Below are 20,587 nucleotides of genomic sequence, written 5' to 3'. Positions count from 1 at the left end.
TTGACGGATTTCCTTTCTGTGCGCCATCGCGGGCAGAAATTGGTCAGCCGGTTGCTACCCTTTGAAGATGTCCGAAAACTCCGCAGCCGCTACTGCCCGGATCAGCGCCGCCCTTGGCCCTATGGAACAGGGATCCGTGGTGTCAGAGGTTGCGGAGCGCCTGCTGGCCTACTTCACCAGCGGAGACATCGCAGCCGGCACCCGGCTTCCTGCCGAACGCACCCTTGCGGCATCCCTCGGAGTGGGCCGGTCGGCAGTCCGCGAAGCGCTGGCGGCCCTGGAGATCCTGGGCATCGTGATCGTGCGCCCGGGCTCCGGCACCTATCTGCGGGACGGCGTCTCGGAGCTGCTGCCGCGGACCCTGAGCTGGGGCCTGATGCTCGGCGCCCCCCGCACCCGCGAACTGGTGGAGCTCAGAAGCGGGCTCGAGGTGCAGGCCGCGCAGCTGGCTGCTGAACGCATCGACGATGCTGCGCTGGGCCGCATGCGCGACAACCTGCAGGCCATGGAGGACAGCCTCGAGGACCTGGCCGCGTTCGTTGAGGCGGACGCCGCGTTCCACCGCGAGATTGCCGTCAGCTCGGGCAACCAGGTACTCCGCGAGCTGCTGCAAAGCATCCGCTCGCTGCTTCGCATCTGGGTGGACCGGGCCCTGACCGACGAAGGCCATGCCGCTGCCGCGCTGAAGGAGCACCGCGAAATTTTCACCGCACTGGAGGCCCGCAATCCCGCGGCGGTCACCGCGACCATGCATTCCCACATGCAGACTGCCACGCGCCGCCTGCTCGCAGGGTTCGACGCCGCCCAGTAGGTCGCGCGCGGCGGTGGGGGCCGCCCCGTTTGGGGGTGCCCGCCGTCAGGAATCTCGAAGGACGCCGCGTCAGCCTGTGTCCATGGTCAATGCCCGGAGCGAGCCGGCGGGCTCCCGCGTCAGCGAGGCCCTCATGATGCTCGACATGGAGCAGCGCGATGTCCTGCTGGCCATGCATTACGGCCGGCTCACAGTCACCGAGGTGGCCGCGCAGTTCGACATTTCCCCCGCCCTGGTCAGCCACCGGGCACTGGCCGCCCTGCGGAGCCTGCGCTGGTTGCTGGACCAAGGCTCCCAAGCCCCGTAGCGCCTTCACGCTGCCTGCGAACCGCGAGTGGGAAGCAACTCGAACGGCTCGAGAAGCAACGGTTTTTCTAACCTGTATTGCATGGAAAAGATCGCTTTATCTTATGTGATTTCCGGCTCATAATTTCTTGGAGACGGCCACCAGAAGGAACGAGACTGCCATGACCAGCACCGCTACTGACCACCGCACGAACCCGGGCAACGACGCCGGAGTGAATGACATCTGTGACGACGCCGCCTACTGCTTTTACTGCAACGGCCCGGAGACCGACTGATGGCGCTGCCTTTACGGCCCCAGCACCTGTCGCACCCGGACGCAGGGCAGGACGCATGAAGCCCTGGCGCCTCCGCGAGTTCCATCCCGAGGACCTTGACCAGCTGGTGGAGGTCTGGCGGGAGTCCCGGAAGCCGGGCAAGCCTGCCGTCTACAGCCTGTCCGAGGTCCTTTCAGCCTGCACGGACCAGCAGGCCGTCGTCGCCATTGCCGGCGACCGCCTCATTGGAGCAGCCGCTGCCACCATTGAAGAGGACCGTGCCTGGGTGATCATGCTCGCCCAGGCAGCGGACTGGCGCGACCAGGGACTCGGCAGCGCCCTCCTTGCCGGGCTGGAGTCGCGGCTCATGGCCCGCGGAGTGCTTCGGATATCGGCGCTGGTGCGCTCCAGCGAGTCACCCGTCAGGGCTTTCTCCAACAGCAAGTACGGCGTGGAGGACGGCCTTCTCTACTTTGAGCGTGTGGTCCCGGTCCAGCGCCAGGAGATAGGGCCGCTGAGCCAGCTCGGCGGGCGCGTGCTGCCCCGCGGCCTGTGGGAGCTGATGGCGGGCATGCACAAGGAGAAGGAACTCATTGAACAGCGGCTAATCCTGCCTCTGGCGCGGACCGATCTGGCCGCCTCCCTCGGCGTCGTGCCGCCGCGGGCGGTCATGCTGTTCGGCCCGCCGGGGACCGGCAAGACCACCTTCGCGAAGGCAGTGGCGTCCCGGCTTGAATGGCCGTTCGTCGAGGTCTCGCCGTCCCGCCTCGCCTCGGACCCGAGAGGCCTGGCCGCGGCGCTGCGGCAGACCTTCCAGGACATCTCGCACCTCGACCACGCGGTGGTCTTCATCGATGAGGTGGAGGAGATTGCGGCACAGCGCGGCGGGAAACCGCCGTCGCCTCTTCAGGGGGTGACAAATGAACTGCTGAAGATCATTCCCGCTTTCCGGGAGCAGGAAGGCCGCATCCTCATCTGTGCCACCAACTTCATCCGGGCCCTGGACACGGCGTTCCTGCGGCACGGACGGTTCGACTACGTGATCCCCATCGGGCTGCCCGATCCCGCCGCCCGGGAAGCCATCTGGACGAAGTACATCCCGGAGGCTGCCGCCCGGCACGTGGATGCCCCTTCGCTGGCCCGGCAGACGGAACGGTTCTCCCCCGCAGACATCGAATTCGCCGCGCGGAAGGCGTCGCAGCGCGCGCTGGAGTGCGCAGTAAGCGATGCAGCGAACGGCGCCAACGATCCTGTCGAGGGCTCGCTGACGACGGACAGCTACCTGCAGGCCGTCAGCCAGACAAAGGCCACGGTCACCGAAGCCATGGTCAATGAATTCCGGGAGGACATCGCACGGCTCGCCCGCACCTAGACCGGCTTGCCCCGCAGCCAGGCCGATGCATTGAGTCCTTGACAGGCCGGCCCGGCGGGCCTACAACGTGGCGTATCAGGCAGCATCATCTGCGTTCCAGGCCTTCATCCCGGAAGCAGGAATACCCACAACAGGAGGTTCAAGTGGCAGGTCTAATCCGCAAGAGTTTCGACTCCCCCGAGGAGACCCGGCCGTTTGAGGACGGCAAGGGCCAGCTTCAGCTGGTCCACATGGAGGGCGGCGGCGTCGGCCGGGCCACCTTCGAGCCGGGCTGGCGGTGGTCACAGCACGTGAAGCCGATCGCGCAGACGGACAGCTGCCAGGCTGCCCACAAGGGATACTTCGTCTCCGGCCGGATGAAGGTGGTCATGGATGACGGCGAGGAGACAGAGTACGGGCCCGGCGATTTCGCCATCATCCCGCCCGGACATGATGCCTGGACGGTTGGCGATGAGGCCTGCGTGGTGATCGACTGGCAGGGGTTCGGCGACTACGCAAAGAAGTGAACGGCGCCGTTTCGGTTGGCTGGCGCAGGGCGTGACATCATACGGAACATGGCCCAGAAAATTGCGTTCCAGGGTGAGCCCGGCGCCAACTCAGATATTGCCTGCAAGCAGATGTTCCCCCAGCTGGAAAGCGTTCCCTGCGCCAGCTTCGAGGACGCCTTTGAACTGGTGTCCAGCGGTCAGACGGATCTGGCCATGATCCCGATCGAGAACTCCATAGCCGGCCGGGTGGCGGACATCCACCTGCTGCTGCCGCACTCGGGCCTGCAGATCGTGGGTGAGTTCTTCCTGCCCATCCACTTCGACCTGCTCGGCATCCCAGGCAGCACCATCGAGGGTGCCACCGAGGTCCACAGCCACATTCACGCCCTGGGTCAGTGCCGGAAGCTGATCCGCGAGGCCGGGCTCAAACCCGTGATCGCCGGTGATACCGCGGGGTCGGCCCGCGAGGTGCGCGACTGGAACGACCCCACCAAGCTGTCCCTTGCGCCGCCGCTGGCCGCCGAGCTCTACGGGCTGGAGGTCCTGGCATCGGCCGTCGAGGACGACCCCTCCAACACCACCCGCTTTGTGGTCCTGGCCGGGGAAACCGGACTTCCGGCCCGGGAGGCACTGCCCGGGCCGGCCGTCACCAGCTTCGTGTTCCGTGTCCGGAACGTCCCCTCCGCGCTGTACAAGGCCCTGGGCGGCTTCGCCACGAACGGCGTGAACATGACCCGGCTGGAAAGCTACATGGTGGGCAACGAGTTTGCCGCCACCATGTTCATGGTGGATGTCGAGGGGCACCCCGAGGACCTGCCGCTGAAGCTGGCCCTGGAGGAACTGGACTTCTTCACCACTGAAGTGTGGATCCTTGGCGTCTACCCCGCCGCCGAACACAGAACACAGCGCGCTGCCAACAACTAACCCGCGGTGTTCCCCTGCGCCCTGTTCCGGACCTTGAGGACTTTCCGGACCGGCACCTTGTCATCGTGTCCACGGCAATGCAGACTTTGGTGGACCACCCGCCCTGACTGCCAGGCCGAAGGAGTCCGCCGTGAACCCGCTGCACGCGTTAGTTGATGCCATTGAACACTTCGACCGGCTGGACGGTGTGGCGTCCGCCATTTCCAAGGCCGTTGGAAAGGCCGTGCAGCCGCGGCCTGTCCGCAACACCCTTAGCGGCACGTCCCTGGGCCATCCGCTTCACCCTGTCCTGACCGACTTCCCCATCGGTGCCTGGACCATGGCAACTGTCCTGGACGCCGTGGGAGGGCCCGCATCCGAGCCGGCCGCGGACATCCTGGTCGCCGTCGGAATAGCAACGGCCGTTCCAACCGCAGCGGCCGGCCTTAACGACTGGTCGGACACGCAGGGAAAGTCCCGGCGGGTGGGCCTGGTCCACGCGGTCGCCAACGGAACGGCGCTGTGCCTGTTTTCGTCCTCGGCCGTTGCCCGTGCCTCGGGCAGCCGGACCATCGGAAAGACACTTGGACTGGCCGGCTTTGGCGTCCTGATGTTCGGCGGCTTCCTCGGCGGCCACCTTACCTTCAGCAATGCGGTCAACGTCAACAGGACAGCAAACAGGACAGGACCCAGAAAGTGGACGCCCGTCCTGGCCGAGTCCGAACTCGCAGACGGGGTGCGCCGGAAAGTGGACACGGGCAACGTCTCGGTCCTGCTGTACCGCTCCGGGGCCGGGATCCTGGCCCTGGACAGCGTGTGCAGCCACATGGGCGGCCCGCTCGAGGAGGGAACGATCGCCGACGGCTGCGTCACCTGCCCCTGGCACGGCAGCACGTTCCGGCTCGGCGACGGCCACATCGTCCGCGGGCCGGCAACCACTCCGCAGCCAAGCTACGAAGCCAGGGTGAATGGCGGCCAGGTTGAGGTCCGCCGGCGCGGCTAGAAAGCGCCGGACGGCCTGTCCGGTGGCGCGCAATCTGGCCCTGGCGCCAACCCCTTCGGCACCGCCTGAAGCGCTGGCGGAACACGCCGTCTGAACAGGCAGTCCGAAGCCGCCGCCCGATCCCGTCCGCGTCCAAAGACCCACCGAAAAAATTTCCCGATGCTTGTCGATTTCCGCAGGACCCGTTCGACGGGATAGTAGACGGACGCACACAGCGTCCACGTCAAGGCAAGGAGAGAACCGTGAAGTACATGTTCATCATGCGCGCGACCGACGAAGCCATCGAAGCGTCGAAGCAAGTTCCGTTCGAGGAGATCCTCAACCAGATGGGCGCCTATAACGAACAGCTCATCAAGGCCGGCGTCATGCTCGCCGGCGAGGGACTGACCGACCTGTCCGAAGGCTCGGCCTTCGTAGTCGATTTTGCCGAGGAACCGCCGGTGGTGACGGACGGCCCCTACGGCGAAACCCATGAGCTGTTCAACGGCTTCTGGATCGTCCAGGTGGCCTCCAAGGAAGAAGCGAAGGAGTGGGCGAGCCGTTGCCCGCTGGGTCCCGGTTCGAAGCTTGAGGTCCGCCGGATAGCCGAGGCGGACGACTTCGCCGACTTCGCGGACAACGAGTACATCAAGAAGGAAGCGGTGTGGCGCCAGGAACTGAACCAGCCCTGAGAGCCGGCTGACAGGAACGGAGCAGGCGGTGGATAAAGGGGCCATGAATGAGGAGGCAGCTGCCGCGGTCCGGCGGCGGATTGATGCGCTGTGGCGCATCGAGGGCGCCCGCATCATCGCGGCCCTAGCCCGTGCCACCCGGGACGTGGGCTTCGCCGAGGACCTGGCGCAGGAAGCCCTGGCTGAGGCCCTGGTCCAGTGGCCGAAGTCCGGGACGCCGGACAATCCCGCCGCCTGGCTCACCGCCGTCGCCAAGCGCAAGGCCATCGATGCGTGGCGCCGGTCCGAGCGGCTCGAGGAGCGGTACCGGGCCATGGCCCGGGACCTGGAGGACGACGACGGCGTGCCCTGGGTTCCGCTGGAGGACGACGTCCTTAGGCTCGTGTTCACCGCTTGCCATCCGGTCCTCTCCCGGGAGGCCCAGATGGCGCTGACCCTGCGGGTGGTGGGCGGCCTCACCACCGAGGAAATTGCTCGGCTGTTCCTGGTTCCGGTCGCCACCGTGCAGCAGCGCATCGTACGGGCCAAGAAAACGCTCGCGGCGGCCAGGGTGCCCTTTGAGGTTCCCGAGCCCAACGAGTGGGGCGCGCGGCTGGGAGCGGTCCTCGGCGTCGTCTATCTGATGTTCACGGAAGGCTACGCCGCCACCTCAGGGGATGCGTGGATCCGGCCCGACCTGGCCAACGAGGCCCTGCGGATCGGGCGCATCCTGGCCGGGCTGGTCCCCCGCGAACCCGAGGCCCACGGGCTGGTGGCCCTGATGGAGTTCCAGGCCTCCCGCTTCCCGGCCCGCACCATGCCCGACGGGTCTCCGGTTCTGCTGGCGGACCAGGACCGGACCCGTTGGGACCGGGCGCAGATCGGCCGGGGCCGTGCCGCCCTGCGCCGCTGCGACGCGCTGGGACGGGGCCGCGGCAACTACGCATTGCAGGCCGCGATCGCCGAGTGCCACTCGATCGCACCAAGCGTCGACGGCACCGACTGGCAGCGGATCGTGCTGCTCTACGAGGCGTTGGGCAGGATCGCCCCCAGCCCAGTGGTCGAGCTGAACCGGGCCGTGGCGGTTTCCATGGCTACCGGGCCGGCGGCCGCGCTGGCCATCGTGGACAGCCTCGCCACCGGAGGTGCCCTGCGTGGAACGCATTTGCTGCCCAGCGTCCGCGGCGAGCTGCTGGTCCGGCTTGGGCGGGCCGGGGAGGCACGCTCCGAATTCATCACGGCGGCCGGACTGGCCAGGAACCAGCGCACCCGGGAGCTTCTGGAGGAGCGCGCCGCAGGCATATCCCCGGCGCCCGGCACTTAGCCCCGGTTGACCCCGGCCAGTCGCGGTTAGCCTCCCACCTCAGGCACCGAAGGTGACGTCCTTGGTCTCTGTCACCCCGGCGGTCCGGCCGGGCCCCGCATGGTATTTCCAGTAGAGGTTGGTGTGCGCAATGACCTGGCCCGGCGGAGGGGCACCCCATTCGGTCAGGTCCTCCGTGGTGTGGGCGTCGCCGACCAGGGTCACGTCGTAGCCGCGGACGAACGCCCCGTGGATGGTGGACCTGATGCATTCGTCCGTCTGCGCGCCCGCGACCATTAGCCGACCCACCGCCGCGGCAGCCAGCACCTGCTCCAGAATGGTGCCGTCGAAGGCATCGCTGAACGACTTGTGCACCACCGGTTCCTGCTCGCGGCGCCTCAGCTCGGGCACGTACTCCCAGGCCTCGCTGCCTTTCTCCAGCCGGTCGTCAGAATGCTGGACCCAGACGACGGGAACCCCGGCTGCGCGAGCCCGGTCCACCAGCGCGCCGATGTTGGCCACCACTGCGTCCCGCTGGTGCGCCTCGGCCACTACGCCCTTCTGCATATCAAGCACCATCAGGGCGGTGTTGGGCCGGTCCGGCAGCGTGGTCATGATGGTCTCGGCGTGGTCATGATGGGCTCCTTTGCCTGCGGCTTGATCGGTGGGGCGGTCCGGGGGTGGTGGAACCCAGCCTAGGAGGAGTCACTGCCCATGTGAACACCCATTGCAGGCGGAGGGTGCGGGCGGAAGAATGGCCCTAGCGTGCTTTCTCGGCAGATCGGACCAAAAGCATGACCCGCATCCTGCTCATGGGCCCGCCCGGCTCGGGCAAAGGCACCCAGGCGCGACGGCTCAGCGGACAGCTGCACATCCCGGAGATCTCCACCGGGGACATGTTCCGCAGCCATCTGGCCAACGGCTCGCCCCTGGGCCGGGAAATCAAGGAATTCCTCGACGCCGGCAACCTCGTCCCGGACAACCTCACCACGGCAATGCTGCGGGAGCGGCTGCAGGAGCGGGACGCGAGGGACGGCTTCCTGCTCGACGGCTATCCGCGCACCGTAAGCCAGATGGACGACCTCGACGGCATCCTGGACGCCGCCGGAACCAGGCTCGATGCGGTGGTGGAAATTACCGCCCACGACGATGAAATCGTACGGCGGCTGCTGCTCCGGTCCGACGCAGAGGGACGGAGCGATGACACCGAGGATGTCATCCGGCACCGGCTCGAGCTGTACCGGCAGGAGACGGAGCCGGTCATCGAACGCTACGGCCGGCGCGCCCTGCTGGTGAGCGTTGACGGCACGGCGGACATGGACGCGGTCACCGTCAGTGCGCTGCAGGGCATTGAAGCCATCAGGACGCAGCCCTGAAGCCAGCGCTGAGCTGGGCAGCCCTTCACCCCGCCTTCCACACGTACCGCCGTTCAGGACGTCCGACGCCGTACTTGAGTGTCACGTCGACCAGCCCCTCGTCGTTGAGGTACTCGAGATAGCGCCGCGCGCTGACACGCGAGGTGCCCACCTGCTCAGCCAGTTCCGCGGCCGATACGTCTCCGGCGCCGGCGCGCAGCGCCTTCTCCACCAGCTGGAGCGTCTCCGCGCTGCAGCCCTTCGGCAGCGGCCGGTCCGCACGTTCCAGCCCAAAGACGCGGTTGACGTCCGACTGCTCCGCCACGTCCTTGGACGAGTCGAGGCTTCGGTAAGTATTGCGGTAGTGCTCCAGCCGCTCCTGCAGGTCCGTCTGCGAGAACGGCTTGATGAGGTAGTGCACGATCCCGCCGCGGAGCGCCTTCCGCACGGTCTCCACCTCGCGCGCAGCACTGATCACCAGCACGTCCAGCTCGGGCGCCACGTCGCGCAGCTGGTGCATCAGGTCCAGGCCGTTTACGTCCGGCAGGTGGATGTCCAGCAGCACCAGGTCCGGCTGTAGCCGTGCGGTCTCGAGCACCGCCTGCGCGCCCGTGTGCGCGACCCCGACGACGGCGAATCCCGGCGTGCGCTGGATAAAGCCGGCGTGGACTTTGGCCACCATGAAGTCGTCGTCGACGATCAGTACGTTGATCAAGGCTGCTCCTCTTTATGCCTCAGCGGTTTTGCGCGTCAGCAGTGCCGTAAATACCGCGCCGTGGTCGTTCCGGACGGTGAGCCGCCCGCCGCGGCGCTGGCAGACCACCCTGGCGAGGGCCAAGCCATAGCCGCGGCCGCCGTCGGGCGAATTCTTGGTACTGAATCCCTGCCGGAAAATGTCGTCCATGACCTCCACCGGGACCCCCGGTCCCGAGTCCCGCACGTCAACCCGCACGCCGCCGTCGTTCTCTCCGATGAGTACCTCGACCTTGGCTGCGGAGGTGTTGGTGACGGCGTCCAGGGCGTTGTCCACCAGGTTGCCCACCACGGTGGTCAGGTCACGGGACAGTTCCTCATCCACCTTGCCCAGCCGGGACTCATCGGCGAGCTGCAGGGACACCCCGCGCTCGGCGGCGAGGCTCGACTTGGCAATGAACAGCGCGGCCAGGGCGGGATCCTCGATCCGGCTGGTCACGTCGTCGTTCAGGCGGGTCCGGTTCGACGTCGTGCCGTTGACGAACTGGACGACGGCGTCATACTCGCCGATCTGGATCAGGCCGGAGATGGTGTGCAGCTGGTTGGCGAACTCGTGTGCCTGCGCCCGGAGGGTGTCGGTGGCCGTCCGCGTCGTGCCCAGCTCGCGTTCAAGGGACGCCAGCTCCGTCCTGTCCCGCAGGGTGGTGACGGAGCCGATCACGCGCCCGTGCGAGCGGATCGGCACCCGGTTCAGCACCACCAGCTTCTCGCCCACCAGGACCAGCCGGTCCGGGCCGGGCTGGTCCTCGGTGAGGACCTCGCGGAGCATTGGCGGCACCGCAAGGCTCCCGAGATCCTTGCCCACGCAGTCGTGCGGCAGGTTCAGCAGGCTCCGCGCGCTGTCGTTGGCCACCGTAATCCGCTGTTGGGGGTCCAGCGCCACCACGCCTTCCTTGAGCCCGTGCAGCATCGCCTCCCGGTTCTCCACGAGGCCGGTGATCTCGTCAGGCTCCATGCCCAACGTCTGGCGTTTGACGCGGCGGGCCAGCAGGAGCGAACCGGCCACGCCCAGGACGCTCGCCACACCCAGATAGGTCAACAGGTTGGGGACCGCATCGCCCAGCCGCTCCAGCACGGACGGAAAGTTCCTGCCCACCACGGCCACGCCCACCATCTTCCCGGCGTCGTCCAGCACCGGGACGTGGGCCACAACGGCTTCGCCGGTTCCGGTGCCGACCACCCCGGTCCACGCCCGCCCGGACATTACCGCGCTGTCACCGAGTTCCAGCTGGCGGCTCTCCTGGGACGGATCCGACGACGTCACCACCGTCCGGTCGGCCCGGGCCAGCGCCACCTGGGAGGACCCCGAAATCGTGCGCACCGCTTCGGATACGGAGGGGAGCACGGAGTTGCCCTGGGGCTGGGCATCCGGCAGCAGGCTCCGCACTGCCGGGTTCGCCGCCAGCGTCTCCGCGGCTGATAGGGCCCGGCGGCCCTCGACGCGTTCAAACGCTGCCGCGGACTGGGCCAGCGAGATCGCCACCACGGCCACCAGCACGGCCAGTACGATCAGGAGCTGCAGCCGAAGATACTGCCCCGCAAGGGACATTCCTCGCCGTCGAGTCATGTGCTGCTGTTCTTCCTGTGGGTCCGTGGGTGGGGTGAACTATACCTGACACGGTACCGGGCCCGGCGCTCGGTTTGCCGCCCCGTTGGAGCGCGGAAACGTGAACGAAATGAACTTAACTTTCTCTGCTTACACAAGAGTGAGCCCCGTCACGCGTGGCCCTAGCATCGGAACACCCCGATCAAACGGACCAAAACGAGAAGAGGAACAACATGCGCGGAATGAGCGCACTGCGCGTGGCCGCAGTAGCCGCAGGCATCGCCCTGATGGCGTCCGGCTGCGGAGCTACCGGTAAGACTGCCGCCGGCCCCTCCACGAGCGGAGCCAGCGTCGCACCCCTCACCGGGCTGCGGATCATGGTGCCGAACACCGCCGGCGGCGGCTACGACACCACCGCCCGGGCGGCGGCGAAGGTTCTCGACGACGAGAAGCTTGCCCCGAACACCGAAGTCTTCAACCTGGCCGGCGCCGGCGGCACGGTGGGCCTGGCGCGCGTCGTGAACGAAAAGGGCAACGGCGACCTGGCCATGCTCATGGGCCTGGGCGTCGTCGGCGCCAGCTACACCAACAAGTCCGAGTCGAAGCTGACCGACACCACCCCGCTGGCCCGCCTCATCGAAGAGCCCGGCGCCATCATGGTGTCCAAGGATTCCCCGTACAAGACCATCGACGATCTGGTGGCCGCCTGGAAGAAGGACCCGTCCAAGGTCAGCGTCGGCGGCGGCTCCTCGCCGGGCGGCCCGGACCACCTCCTGCCCATGCAGCTCGCAGGCGCGGTTGGCATCGACGCCACCAAGGTCAACTTCGTTTCCTACGACGGCGGCGGCGACCTGCTCCCGGCAATCATCGGCAACAAGCTGGGCTTCGCGGCTTCCGGCGCCGGTGAATACCTGCAGCAGATCAAGTCCGGAGATGTCCGCGTCCTCGCCACGAGCGGCGAGAAGCGGTTGGAAGGCGTGGACGCCCCCACCCTCAAGGAATCAGGCATCGACCTGGTCTTCAGCAACTGGCGCGGCATCGTGGCCCCTCCCGGCATCAGCGACGCCGACCGCGACGCCCTGATCGCCACGCTGTCAAAGATGCACGAGTCGGCCGCCTGGAAGGAAGCCTTGAAGACGCACAGCTGGACCGACGCCTTCATCACGGGCGACGAGTTCAAGTCCTTCCTTACCGACCAGGACAAGCGCGTTGCCGACGTCCTGACGAAGCTCGGCCTGGCGTGACCTCTCTGTCCACCCGCCTTAAAGGCCGCTCCGAGCTGGGCGTTGCAGCCCTGCTCGGGGCGGTCGGCGCCCTGGTCCTCCTGGACGCAGCGCGCCTGGTTGTGCCCTACTCCCAGTCAGACCCGGTGGGCCCCAAGACACTGCCCATCATCGTGGGAGCTCTCCTGCTGGTCTGCGCAGTGATGCTGGCAGTGAATGTCTTGCGCGGCGGACGCGGTGAGGCCGAGGCCGGCGAGGACGTCGACCTGACCCACCCCGCCGATTGGAAGACCGTCCTCCCACTGGCCGGCGCGTTCATCGCCAACATCCTGCTCATCGACTGGGCCGGGTGGGTCATCTCCGGAACGGTGCTCTTCTGGGGCAGCGTCTGGGCCCTCGGAAGCCGCCACTACGTCCGCGACGGACTGATTTCCCTGGCGCTGTCCCTGCTGACCTTCTACGGCTTCTACCTCGGCCTTGGCATCGCACTTCCCGCCGGGCTCCTTGAAGGGATTCTCTAGATGGACATCTGGTCCTCACTCATGGACGGGTTCGCGACGGCGCTGACCCCCATGAACCTCCTGTACGCCTTCATCGGCGTCCTGCTGGGCACCGCCGTCGGTGTGCTGCCCGGCATCGGCCCGGCCATGACCGTGGCCCTGCTACTTCCCGTGACAACCGTCCTGGAACCCACCAGCGCATTCATCATGTTCGCGGGCATCTACTACGGCGGCATGTACGGCGGTTCGACGACGTCGATCCTGCTCAACACTCCCGGCGAATCGTCCTCGGTGATCACGGCCATTGAAGGCAACAAGATGGCCAAGGCGGGCAAAGCCGCCCAGGCCCTCGCGACGGCGGCCATCGGCTCGTTCGTGGCCGGCACCATCGGCACCACCCTCTTGGTGGTCTTCGCGCCGATCGTCGTCCAGTTCGCCGTCAGCCTCGGTTCACCGAGCTACTTCGCCATCATGATGCTCGCACTGCTGGCAGTCACCGCGGTCCTGGGCGCCTCACGGCTGCGCGGCTTTGCTTCCCTCGGCCTCGGCCTGGCCATCGGCCTGGTGGGCATCGACTCCGTGACAGGCCAGCGTCGCCTGACCTTCGGCCAGCCCCTGCTGGCTGACGGCCTCGACGTCGTCGTTGTCGCGGTGGCGATTTTCGCCGTCGGTGAAGCCCTCTGGGTCGCGGCGCACCTGCGCCGCACACCGCTGCAGATCATCCCGGTCGGCCGGCCCTGGATGGGCAAGCAGGACTGGAAGCGGTCCTGGAAGCCGTGGCTGCGCGGCACCGCCTTCGGATTCCCTTTCGGCGCGCTGCCTGCCGGCGGCGCCGAGATCCCCACGTTCCTCTCCTACGTCACGGAGAAGCGGCTCTCCAAGCACCCTGAGGAGTTCGGCAAGGGCGCCATCGAAGGCGTTGCCGGGCCCGAGGCTGCCAACAACGCCGCCGCCGCCGGCACGCTGACCCCGATGCTGGCCCTGGGCCTGCCGACGAACGCGACGGCCGCCGTGATGCTGGCCGCGTTCGTGCAGTTCGGCATCCAGCCCGGTCCGCTGCTGTTCCAGAACGAAGGTCCCCTGGTGTGGGCGCTGATCGCCAGCCTCTTCATCGGCAACACGCTGCTCCTGCTGGTCAACCTGCCGTTGGCACCACTGTGGGCCAAGCTGCTCCGCCTGCCGCGCCCCTACCTGTACGCCGGCATCCTGTTCTTCGCCACGCTGGGCGCCTACGCAGTGAATCTGCAGGCCTTCGACCTGGCGATCCTGCTGGTCCTTGGCGCGCTCGGCTTCATGATGCGCCGCTACGGCCTGCCCGTCCTGCCGCTGATCCTCGGCCTCATCCTCGGGCCGCGCGCCGAAGGCCAGCTTCGGAAGACCCTGCAGCTGAGCGCGGGCGACGTGTCCGGCCTCTGGAGCGAGCCGATCGCCGTCGTCGTCTACATCATCATTGCTGTTGTCCTGGCCTGGCCGCTCCTGGCCAAGCTCTGGCGCCGTCTGCGGCCGCAGCCCGCCTCGGCTGAGGGACACGCGGCTGAGGGACACGCGGCTGAGGGACACGCGGTTGAGGAACGCTCGGTCGCGGAAGCCGAAGCCGGATCCTATCTTTCGCCCGCTGTTGAGGCACCTGCTGCTGTGCGATCTGCTGCCGAGCGACCTGCTGATGCCGGCCGCCGCCGGGCGGACGCCAACCGGGCCACCCACGCCAACCACGGACAGGAGAACGAGTGAGCATTATCGTCGGCTACGTCCCCACGGCCGAGGGGACCGCGGCTCTGGACCGGGCCATCACCGAGGCGCACAAGAACCAAATGCGGCTGGTCATCATCAACTCGTCGCGGGGAGACGCCATCGTGGACAAGCGGTACGCCCAGGCCGCGGACATCAACGAGGTGACCGAACGTCTGGAGCGGGAAGGGATTGAGCATCTGGTGCTGCAGCCGGTCCGCGGCAACGACGCGGCCAACGAGGTGCTTGATGCCGCGGAGAAATACCGGGCTGAACTTATCGTGATCGGCCTCCGAAAGCGGACCCCGGTAGGGAAGCTGATCATGGGCAGCACGGCCCAGCAGATTTTGCTGGAGGCATCCTGCCCGGTGCTGGCCGTGAAAGCCAGCTAGGCCCACCCCGGCAGGCAATACTCGGCTAGCCTCAGGAGGTAGGGGCCCGCTCCGGCGGGTTCCTACCTCCTTGGTTTAAGCGCAGGTTTCATTGAGCGCAGGTCTTATTTCACGGCAGAAGGACAGCATGCAGCAGCTCGCGATTCTCGACGATTACCAAGGCGTGGCCCACAACTTCGCCGACTGGAGCTCCCTCGAACAGCGTGGCGTCGCCGTCACCGTGTTCAACCGGCACCTCGCCGCGGAAGCGGAGATTGTGGAAGCGCTGCAGGATGCCAGCATCATCATTGCCATGCGCGAGAGGACGCCGTTTCCCGGAAGCGTCCTCGAAAAGCTGCCGGGGCTAAAGCTGCTGGTCACCACCGGCGCCGCCAATGCCTCGATCGATGTGGCAGCGGCATCACGGCTGGGGATCACCGTCTGCGGAACGGGCGGCTCGCCCACGGCCGCGCCCGAACTGACGTGGGCGCTGCTGCTGGCATTTGCCCGCAACCTGACGCAGGAGGAGACCGCGCTTCGCGACGGACGGTGGCAGACCGGCGTCGGCTTCGAGCTGTCCGGCAAGACCCTCGGGATTGTGGGGCTCGGGAAGATTGGTAAGCGGATGGCAGGCTACGGCCGGGCCTTCGGTATGGAGGTGCTGGCCTGGAGCCAGAACCTGACCGAGGAGGCGGCAGCGGCGAGCGGTGCCCGGAAGGTGGACAAAGAAGAACTGTTCCGCGAGTCCGACGTCGTGTCCCTGCATTTGCGGCTGTCGCCGCGTTCGGCGGGAATAGTCGGGGAACGAGAACTGCGGCTGCTGGGCCCGGACGGCGTGCTGGTGAACACCGCCCGAGGTCCCCTGGTGGACCAGCAGGCGCTGGTCGCGGCGCTGCATGAGGGCGGGATCCGCGGGGCGGCCCTGGACGTGTTCGATCAGGAACCGCTGCCAGCCGGCCATCCGCTCCTCGACGCCCCGAGGACCCTGCTGGCTCCGCATCTGGGATACGTGACCGATGCCAGTTACCGCGCGTTCTTCGGCGGCGCGCTGGAGGACGTCACGGCCTGGCTGGACGGCGCGCCGATCCGGGTGCTCACGCCATAGGCCACTGCCGCCGCCATGGACATGAGCCGCTATTCCGCGGCGGGCACCCGCGGAATAGAGTCGGCGGAATAGAGGCAGACACTAAGCGGCCGTGGGCCAAGACCAGTTAGGCCAGGGATCCAAAGGCAGTGGTGGATCCAGGTCGTCGGGTCTGTCCGGCGGCCCCACCCAGTCCTCCGGCTCCGGCCCGTCCTCCGGCTCCGGCCAATCCTCCGACTCCCGTCTCTCCTGGCCAGGTGCTGGTCCGGGCCAGTCTTGGCCGTGCGGCAGTTCATGCCATTCCTGCCCAGGCGGCAGATCCTGCCAATCCAGACCTGATGGCGGTTCCCGCCGGTCTTGGCTGGGCGGTGGTTCTGGCCAGGTGGGTGGTTCCCAGTCCTGGTACTCGGCCTTGTAGGTCCGTCCCATGGGTGAGATCCAGCCCGGTGGGGTGTCGCGGGTGGCGCCGGCTGGTTGCCAGGCCGTGTTGTGTTTGAGTTTGTGGTGTTTGGGGCAGGGTTGGCCGAGGTTGGCGACGCCGGTGCCGCCGCCGTCGGCCCAGGCGAGGATGTGGTCGGCGTCGTTGTCCAGGGAGTGGTTGTTGCAGCTGGGGAATGTGCACTTGGCGTCGCGGAGCCGCAACCACTGGCGCATCGGTTTGGTCAGCCGGTAGCTGGTGCGGCCGATCTCCAGCGGTGCCCCGTCGCGCGGGTCAACAAGCACCCGGTGGAAAGAGGTGGCGCCCTCGGCGACGAGCCGGCGGGCCATCGACGGCGGGATCGGCCCGTACCCATCCAGTGTGGCCGGTTCCTCGGACAGGCCAAGCAGGGAGAACACCGGCACCGTGACCAGGACCTGCGCCCCAGGTGACGGCACATCACCGGCCCAACCAGGAGCGCCCGGAATAGCGTCTGCGGCACCGGCCCGCGCAGAGCCTGCGGCACCGGCCCGCTCGCATCCTGCGGGCGGGATTTCGGTGGGCGGGGGATCTGTGGGAAGCGGCTTACCGTGCAGCGCAGCGTCCGGGGGCCGATCATCCACGGGCAGGGGCCTTGCCGGCAGGGAACCTGTCGACAGGAGATCTGCGGGAACGAATTCTGTGGGCGGGTCATCGTTCGCGCCGCCCACTGCCGGTGCCGGGCCGAGCAACCAGCCGGCGAACGCATCGACGCGGAGCTGGGTCAGGGTCCGGGTTTCGGCCGGGCCTTGCAGGGCGCGGGCGGCGGCGGTGGCGCGGTTCCAGATCCCGGCTGCCTGGTCGGCCGGCAGATAGGCCGACAGCCACGCCATGCCGTCCCGGTCCGGGGCATACTCCAGCCGCCGGTCCTCCACACACCGGTGGTGGCGTTTTTCGATGCTGACCGGGTGATGCCGTTCCCGCCAATACCGGGCCTTCGCCCGGAACCTTGCCGGCGTCAGCTCCCCCGCCGGGCAACCCCGGGCCGGGTTTGGTGCGTCCGGGTCCAGGAAATGCGCCTCAAACGCCGCCGCAGCAGCCGGCCCCAGCCCCTCGGTCTCGTCACACATGATCCGCCCGTGCTGCCAGGAGAGGGTTCCCGACCCGAGCGCGGCAAGAGTCAGCGGCAGATCCCTGGTGAGTTTGGCGGATTCGTCCAGCAAGCGTGCCGCCGCCCCCTCGCTCACGCTCAGCGCGCACGCGACCTCAGCGGTCACCGACATCTCCAACGCGTCCCGCTCCGACACGGACGCCCCAGGGGCCGCCAACGCCGCCGCGGCAGCAGCGAAACCAGCCGCGGCCTGGACCTTCAACGCAGCCACCCGGGCCTCCAGCCTGGCCGTCCCGGCCAGCACATCCAGCCACGCATCCGCCTCATCCCGCAACGGATCACCAGCGGTCAAACCCCCAGAACCGGTCACCGCCACAGAACCGGCCTCGGCGCCGGCAGCCTCACGGACAAAACGAGCCAGCACAGCAACAGAGGACTCCACGCCCTCCACCGTCTGCACCGCTGCCGTCGCATCCATACCCACAGCATGACAGGGGGCTACGACAATTTAAGGATGGAAAGTACACCCCAAGGGGACCACATCGAAAAGTTTTTTTAGACCGCGTGAGAACGAAAACCAGGTGACCGCTCAGGGCGCTCCCAGCACTCAGAACGCCCTGAGCTGCGACTTACTTGGGGTCAGTTTCCGGAGCCGTCGAGCGTGACGGTGCCGGCATCGCCGTCGACCTTAACTTGCTGCCCACTGGACACCCGCTGGGTGGCCACGCCCGTTCCCAGGACGGCAGGGATGCCGTACTCCCGTGCGACGATCGAACTGTGGCTCAGCGGCCCGCCAACGTCCGTGACGACGGCGGAGGCCATCGCAAACAGCGGCGTCCAGGCGGGGGTGGTCATGCGCGCCACCAGCACCTCGCCGGGCCGCATGCTGGCGAAGTCGTCGGGGCCGTGCAGCAGCCGGGCCGGCGCGCTCACCTGCCCCGAGCTCGCGCCGACGCCGGTGATGACATCTCCGGCCTGCTGCACCGACCGCGCGGGCATCATGCTGCCGAACGCCCGTTCCATCCACCGGCTTTCCGGCAGCAGCTGCGGGGCCGCGGCTTTTCGCTGGCCCCGCCACAGCATCTTGCGCTGCTCAACGGCTTCCGCCCGCACGGGCCGGTCCGTACCGGTGATGGCCGCGCCGGGCGTGGCAAGCCCGAAGTCGATGGCGTTGCGGAGTTCATCGAGGCGGAGCCAGAAGATGTCGGACGGAGCCGCGACGACGCCCGAGGCCGTCAGCCGCTCCCCCAGTTCCAGCAGCATCCGCCGCATCAGCGGCCAGGCCAGTCCGACGTCGGCCAGCGCGTCCTCACGGACAGGCGCCGTTTTCTGTGCCCAGCGCAGCAGCCTGCGGAAGACGGCCCGACGGCGCGGCCCCAGCCTGGCGCTGATCAGCCGGGCCTGCTCCTCCCGCCGGTCGGCAGACCGCTGCTGACGCTCGTGCGGATCCTTGCCTTGCCCACGCACGAAGTACCTCAGGGTCTCAAGCAGTGCGGACGGGTCATCGGCCGGCACAGGGTTGACGAAATCAAGGTTGTAGACGGCATGCCCGTACCGGTCGAGGTGCCGCTGGAGGCGGGAACGCCACTCGTTCCACAGTTCCGGGTCCACACCTCCGTCCACTTCTCCGCCCGCGCCGGCGGGAGGCGTGCCGCTGCGGAGAGCTTCGGCGATGGCGGGTGCAGATCCTTCCGTGACCGCAGTAGCGAGCTGCGGCCGTTCGCGGGTCCACACGGCCAGGTCGTACAGGGACTTCTCCGCGCGGATGGGTTCGCTGTCGTAGCCGAGGAGGAAGACCTCCGCCGAGGGGTCACCGGGCCGGCGGACGAGTTTGTCGTAGTAGCTCCGGAGCATGATCTCGCTGGTGGCGGCGATGGGGATGATGGACTGGACCGCGGTGTAGTACGCGGCGCCGGCGTCGAGCAACGCCGAAATGCCCTCCAGCAGTTCGGCGGCCGGGCGGTCCGCCGGCGGTCTAGCCGCCCAGAACTTCACAAGCCCGCGGTACTTCGGGTGCGAGTGGTCGCGCCAGCCCTTGATTCCCATGTGCGCCTTGCCCTGGGCGAGCGCGCGCATCGCCGTCAGCGACCTGCCCATGACCCGCCGCATTCCGGCGTTGTTGTAGTAGTAGTACGCGTAGCCGTTGACCGTGGGGAGTGAGACGTCCCCGGGCCGCACCACGCTCTTGCCGAATGCTTCGTTGAGCAGGGCGTTGAGCGACTTCACCACGGCGCCGTCGATGAGGTCGGCGAACAGGGGCGACAACGGGTCCGGCAACTGCTCAACGATGCTGGCCCGGAAATACATCCCGTTCGGATAGGGCAGCGGCCACTCGGTCGGGGCATCGGCCGTGGGTTCCGGCAGCGCGGTGATGGGGCGGGCCTGCAGGATGAAGAAGTCCCCTGCCGCCTGCGCCCATTCGATGTCCTGGGGCGACCCGAAGTGCTTCGCTACGGCTGTCCCCTGGCGGGCCAGCGCCGCCGCCGCGTCGTCGTCGAGCACGGGCTCCCGGCGTTTCTCTTCGGGCACAGCCTGCTCCCGGGTGCCCGTTCCGTCGTAGACCGTCATGACCTCCTTGTCCGCCGTCCGGCGCTGGTCCACGCGGCCAGTCGCAGCATCCACTACGAGATCGTCAGTGGTGACGGCCCCGCTGACAACGGACTCGCCCAGCCCCCAGGCAGCACTGATCACCACTTGGTCCCGCCGGCCGGTGGCGGGGTTGGCGGTGAACAGGACGCCGGCCGCCTCGGCGTCGACCATCTCCTGGACGACCACGGCGAGGCGCACGGTGGCCGCGTCCAAGCCGTTCCGTGAGCGGTATGCCATTGCGCGCGCATTCCACAGTGACGCCCAGCAGTCGACGACGGCGGCGACGACGGCATCGGGCCCGGAGACGTTGAGATAGGTGTCCTGCTGGCCGGCGAAGCTGGCAGAGGCGAGGTCTTCCGCGGTGGCTGAGGAGCGCACCGCCACGAGCGCTGCCGCATCCTCACCGACCGCCGCGGCCTGTTGTCCCAGGCGCCCGTAGGCAGCACGGAGTTCCCCGCCGATCTCCTCGGGTATCGTGCTCTCGGCGAAGAGGGCGCGGATCTGCCCGGCGGCGGCGTCATAGTCTTCGTTCGAGGCACCGGCGGGTACGGCGGCGAGCTCAAGAATGCGGCCAGCGATCCCATTGGCGTTGACGAAGTCCTGGTAGGCCGCCGTGGTGAGTACGAAGCCCGGCGGCACCGGGAAACCGGCCCGGGCCAGTTCGCCGAGATTGGCGCCCTTGCCGCCTGCCTCGTCCAGATCGCTGCGTCCCAGCTGGTCAAAGTCCTTGATGTAGGTCATGACCCTGCGTCCCTTCTGCCCGGGAGCCGGGACCGCGGCATTGCGGCTGATAACCCCGTTCGGCACTGCACCCTATTTTGGCACTGCACCCGATTCTGG

The 20,587-nt window shown here is 67.8% G+C and carries 19 protein-coding genes; 14 read left to right on the top strand and 5 right to left on the bottom strand.

Annotated elements, in window-relative coordinates:
• Positions 1-67: 67 nt before the first annotated feature.
• The 8 genes from ACFTSA_RS11735 to ACFTSA_RS11700 all read left to right on the top strand — a co-directional run bounded on the left by ACFTSA_RS11735 (position 68) and on the right by ACFTSA_RS11700 (position 7,111).
• Positions 68-811, top strand: coding sequence for a FadR/GntR family transcriptional regulator (locus ACFTSA_RS11735; RefSeq protein ID WP_377951434.1), 744 nt, complete (start codon positions 68-70; stop codon positions 809-811).
• Positions 812-893: 82 nt separating this feature from the next.
• The gene (locus ACFTSA_RS11730) at positions 894-1,118 is read left to right on the top strand and encodes a sigma factor-like helix-turn-helix DNA-binding protein (protein ID WP_377951433.1); all 225 of its coding nucleotides are present in this window, start codon (positions 894-896) and stop codon (positions 1,116-1,118) included.
• Between the two features lie 329 nt (positions 1,119-1,447).
• The gene (locus ACFTSA_RS11725) at positions 1,448-2,743 is read left to right on the top strand and encodes an ATP-binding protein (protein WP_377951432.1); all 1,296 of its coding nucleotides are present in this window, start codon (positions 1,448-1,450) and stop codon (positions 2,741-2,743) included.
• Positions 2,744-2,886: 143 nt separating this feature from the next.
• Complete coding sequence (locus ACFTSA_RS11720) at positions 2,887-3,249, top strand: cupin domain-containing protein (RefSeq protein WP_377951431.1); 363 nt, start codon at positions 2,887-2,889, stop codon at positions 3,247-3,249.
• 48 nt (positions 3,250-3,297) lie between these two features.
• A complete protein-coding gene (locus tag ACFTSA_RS11715) occupies positions 3,298-4,155 on the top strand; it encodes a prephenate dehydratase (RefSeq protein WP_377951430.1) in 858 nt (285 codons plus the stop codon).
• A gap of 130 nt (positions 4,156-4,285) precedes the next feature.
• Positions 4,286-5,137, top strand: coding sequence for a Rieske 2Fe-2S domain-containing protein (locus ACFTSA_RS11710; protein ID WP_377951429.1), 852 nt, complete (start codon positions 4,286-4,288; stop codon positions 5,135-5,137).
• 242 nt (positions 5,138-5,379) lie between these two features.
• Complete coding sequence (locus ACFTSA_RS11705) at positions 5,380-5,808, top strand: YciI family protein (RefSeq protein WP_354255289.1); 429 nt, start codon at positions 5,380-5,382, stop codon at positions 5,806-5,808.
• A 43-nt stretch (positions 5,809-5,851) separates the two neighbouring features.
• Positions 5,852-7,111, top strand: a complete 1,260-nt coding sequence (locus tag ACFTSA_RS11700; RefSeq protein ID WP_377951428.1) for an RNA polymerase sigma factor — start codon at positions 5,852-5,854, stop codon at positions 7,109-7,111.
• A 39-nt stretch (positions 7,112-7,150) separates the two neighbouring features.
• Here ACFTSA_RS11700 and ACFTSA_RS11695 read toward each other — a convergent pair whose 3' ends face one another.
• Positions 7,151-7,705 carry a cysteine hydrolase family protein gene (locus ACFTSA_RS11695; protein ID WP_377951427.1) on the bottom strand — a complete coding sequence of 185 codons (555 nt, stop codon included), beginning with the start codon at positions 7,703-7,705 and terminating at the stop codon, positions 7,151-7,153.
• Between the two features lie 179 nt (positions 7,706-7,884).
• Between ACFTSA_RS11695 and ACFTSA_RS11690 the strand changes: the two genes are divergently transcribed.
• Positions 7,885-8,466, top strand: a complete 582-nt coding sequence (locus tag ACFTSA_RS11690) for an adenylate kinase (RefSeq protein WP_377951426.1) — start codon at positions 7,885-7,887, stop codon at positions 8,464-8,466.
• 25 nt (positions 8,467-8,491) lie between these two features.
• On the opposite strand, the gene ACFTSA_RS11685 is transcribed toward ACFTSA_RS11690, so the two are convergent.
• Together ACFTSA_RS11685 and ACFTSA_RS11680 are read right to left on the bottom strand one after the other, a co-directional pair.
• Complete coding sequence (locus tag ACFTSA_RS11685; protein WP_377951425.1) at positions 8,492-9,160, bottom strand: response regulator; 669 nt, start codon at positions 9,158-9,160, stop codon at positions 8,492-8,494.
• 12 nt (positions 9,161-9,172) lie between these two features.
• Positions 9,173-10,747: an ATP-binding protein gene (locus tag ACFTSA_RS11680; RefSeq protein WP_377951600.1), complete on the bottom strand. Its 1,575-nt coding sequence runs from the start codon at positions 10,745-10,747 to the stop codon at positions 9,173-9,175.
• A 230-nt stretch (positions 10,748-10,977) separates the two neighbouring features.
• On the opposite strand from ACFTSA_RS11680, the gene ACFTSA_RS11675 reads away from it, so the two are divergent.
• The 5 genes from ACFTSA_RS11675 (at position 10,978) to ACFTSA_RS11655 (ending at position 15,671) form a co-directional block, all read left to right on the top strand.
• Positions 10,978-11,988 (top strand): Bug family tripartite tricarboxylate transporter substrate binding protein, encoded by a 1,011-nt coding sequence (locus ACFTSA_RS11675; RefSeq protein WP_377951424.1) that lies wholly within the window; start codon positions 10,978-10,980, stop codon positions 11,986-11,988.
• Positions 11,985-12,488 carry a tripartite tricarboxylate transporter TctB family protein gene (locus tag ACFTSA_RS11670; protein ID WP_377951423.1) on the top strand — a complete coding sequence of 168 codons (504 nt, stop codon included), beginning with the start codon at positions 11,985-11,987 and terminating at the stop codon, positions 12,486-12,488. Before ACFTSA_RS11675 ends, ACFTSA_RS11670 begins: the two co-directional genes overlap by 4 nt.
• Positions 12,489-14,198 carry a tripartite tricarboxylate transporter permease gene (locus ACFTSA_RS11665; RefSeq protein ID WP_377951422.1) on the top strand — a complete coding sequence of 570 codons (1,710 nt, stop codon included), beginning with the start codon at positions 12,489-12,491 and terminating at the stop codon, positions 14,196-14,198.
• The gene (locus tag ACFTSA_RS11660) at positions 14,195-14,587 is read left to right on the top strand and encodes a universal stress protein (protein ID WP_377951421.1); all 393 of its coding nucleotides are present in this window, start codon (positions 14,195-14,197) and stop codon (positions 14,585-14,587) included. The genes ACFTSA_RS11665 and ACFTSA_RS11660 overlap by 4 nt, the downstream gene beginning before the upstream one ends.
• A gap of 127 nt (positions 14,588-14,714) precedes the next feature.
• Positions 14,715-15,671 (top strand): D-2-hydroxyacid dehydrogenase family protein, encoded by a 957-nt coding sequence (locus tag ACFTSA_RS11655; RefSeq protein WP_377951420.1) that lies wholly within the window; start codon positions 14,715-14,717, stop codon positions 15,669-15,671.
• Positions 15,672-15,752: 81 nt separating this feature from the next.
• Here ACFTSA_RS11655 and ACFTSA_RS11650 read toward each other — a convergent pair whose 3' ends face one another.
• Both ACFTSA_RS11650 and ACFTSA_RS11645 read right to left on the bottom strand, forming a co-directional pair.
• Positions 15,753-17,636: a DUF222 domain-containing protein gene (locus ACFTSA_RS11650; RefSeq protein ID WP_377951419.1), complete on the bottom strand. Its 1,884-nt coding sequence runs from the start codon at positions 17,634-17,636 to the stop codon at positions 15,753-15,755.
• A 161-nt stretch (positions 17,637-17,797) separates the two neighbouring features.
• Entirely contained in the window at positions 17,798-20,488 is a 2,691-nt protein-coding gene (locus ACFTSA_RS11645; protein WP_377951418.1) for a PEP/pyruvate-binding domain-containing protein, read from the bottom strand.
• Between the last annotated feature and the right edge of the window lie 99 nt (positions 20,489-20,587).

This window comes from Arthrobacter sp. NPDC057013, assembly GCF_042674585.1.
Classification (GTDB): Bacteria; Actinomycetota; Actinomycetes; order Actinomycetales; family Micrococcaceae; genus Arthrobacter.
The sequence above is the reverse complement of the archived record's forward strand: the minus strand, read 5'-3'. Positions and strand labels throughout refer to the sequence as shown.

What these genes read in the sequence shown, in the direction of transcription:
- ACFTSA_RS11675 (WP_377951424.1), top strand. Translation starts at nt 10,978, where the DNA reads ATGCGCGGAATGAGCGCACTGCGCGTGGCCGCAGTAGCCGCAGGCATC.
- ACFTSA_RS11665 (WP_377951422.1), top strand. Translation starts at nt 12,489, where the DNA reads ATGGACATCTGGTCCTCACTCATGGACGGGTTCGCGACGGCGCTGACC.
- ACFTSA_RS11715 (WP_377951430.1), top strand. Translation starts at nt 3,298, where the DNA reads ATGGCCCAGAAAATTGCGTTCCAGGGTGAGCCCGGCGCCAACTCAGAT.
- ACFTSA_RS11730 (WP_377951433.1), top strand. Translation starts at nt 894, where the DNA reads ATGGTCAATGCCCGGAGCGAGCCGGCGGGCTCCCGCGTCAGCGAGGCC.
- ACFTSA_RS11645 (WP_377951418.1), bottom strand. Translation starts at nt 20,488, where the DNA reads ATGACCTACATCAAGGACTTTGACCAGCTGGGACGCAGCGATCTGGAC.
- ACFTSA_RS11725 (WP_377951432.1), top strand. Translation starts at nt 1,448, where the DNA reads ATGAAGCCCTGGCGCCTCCGCGAGTTCCATCCCGAGGACCTTGACCAG.
- ACFTSA_RS11735 (WP_377951434.1), top strand. Translation starts at nt 68, where the DNA reads ATGTCCGAAAACTCCGCAGCCGCTACTGCCCGGATCAGCGCCGCCCTT.
- ACFTSA_RS11655 (WP_377951420.1), top strand. Translation starts at nt 14,715, where the DNA reads ATGCAGCAGCTCGCGATTCTCGACGATTACCAAGGCGTGGCCCACAAC.
- ACFTSA_RS11650 (WP_377951419.1), bottom strand. Translation starts at nt 17,636, where the DNA reads ATGGATGCGACGGCAGCGGTGCAGACGGTGGAGGGCGTGGAGTCCTCT.
- ACFTSA_RS11700 (WP_377951428.1), top strand. Translation starts at nt 5,852, where the DNA reads ATGAATGAGGAGGCAGCTGCCGCGGTCCGGCGGCGGATTGATGCGCTG.
- ACFTSA_RS11680 (WP_377951600.1), bottom strand. Translation starts at nt 10,747, where the DNA reads ATGTCCCTTGCGGGGCAGTATCTTCGGCTGCAGCTCCTGATCGTACTG.
- ACFTSA_RS11695 (WP_377951427.1), bottom strand. Translation starts at nt 7,705, where the DNA reads ATGACCACGCTGCCGGACCGGCCCAACACCGCCCTGATGGTGCTTGAT.
- ACFTSA_RS11690 (WP_377951426.1), top strand. Translation starts at nt 7,885, where the DNA reads ATGACCCGCATCCTGCTCATGGGCCCGCCCGGCTCGGGCAAAGGCACC.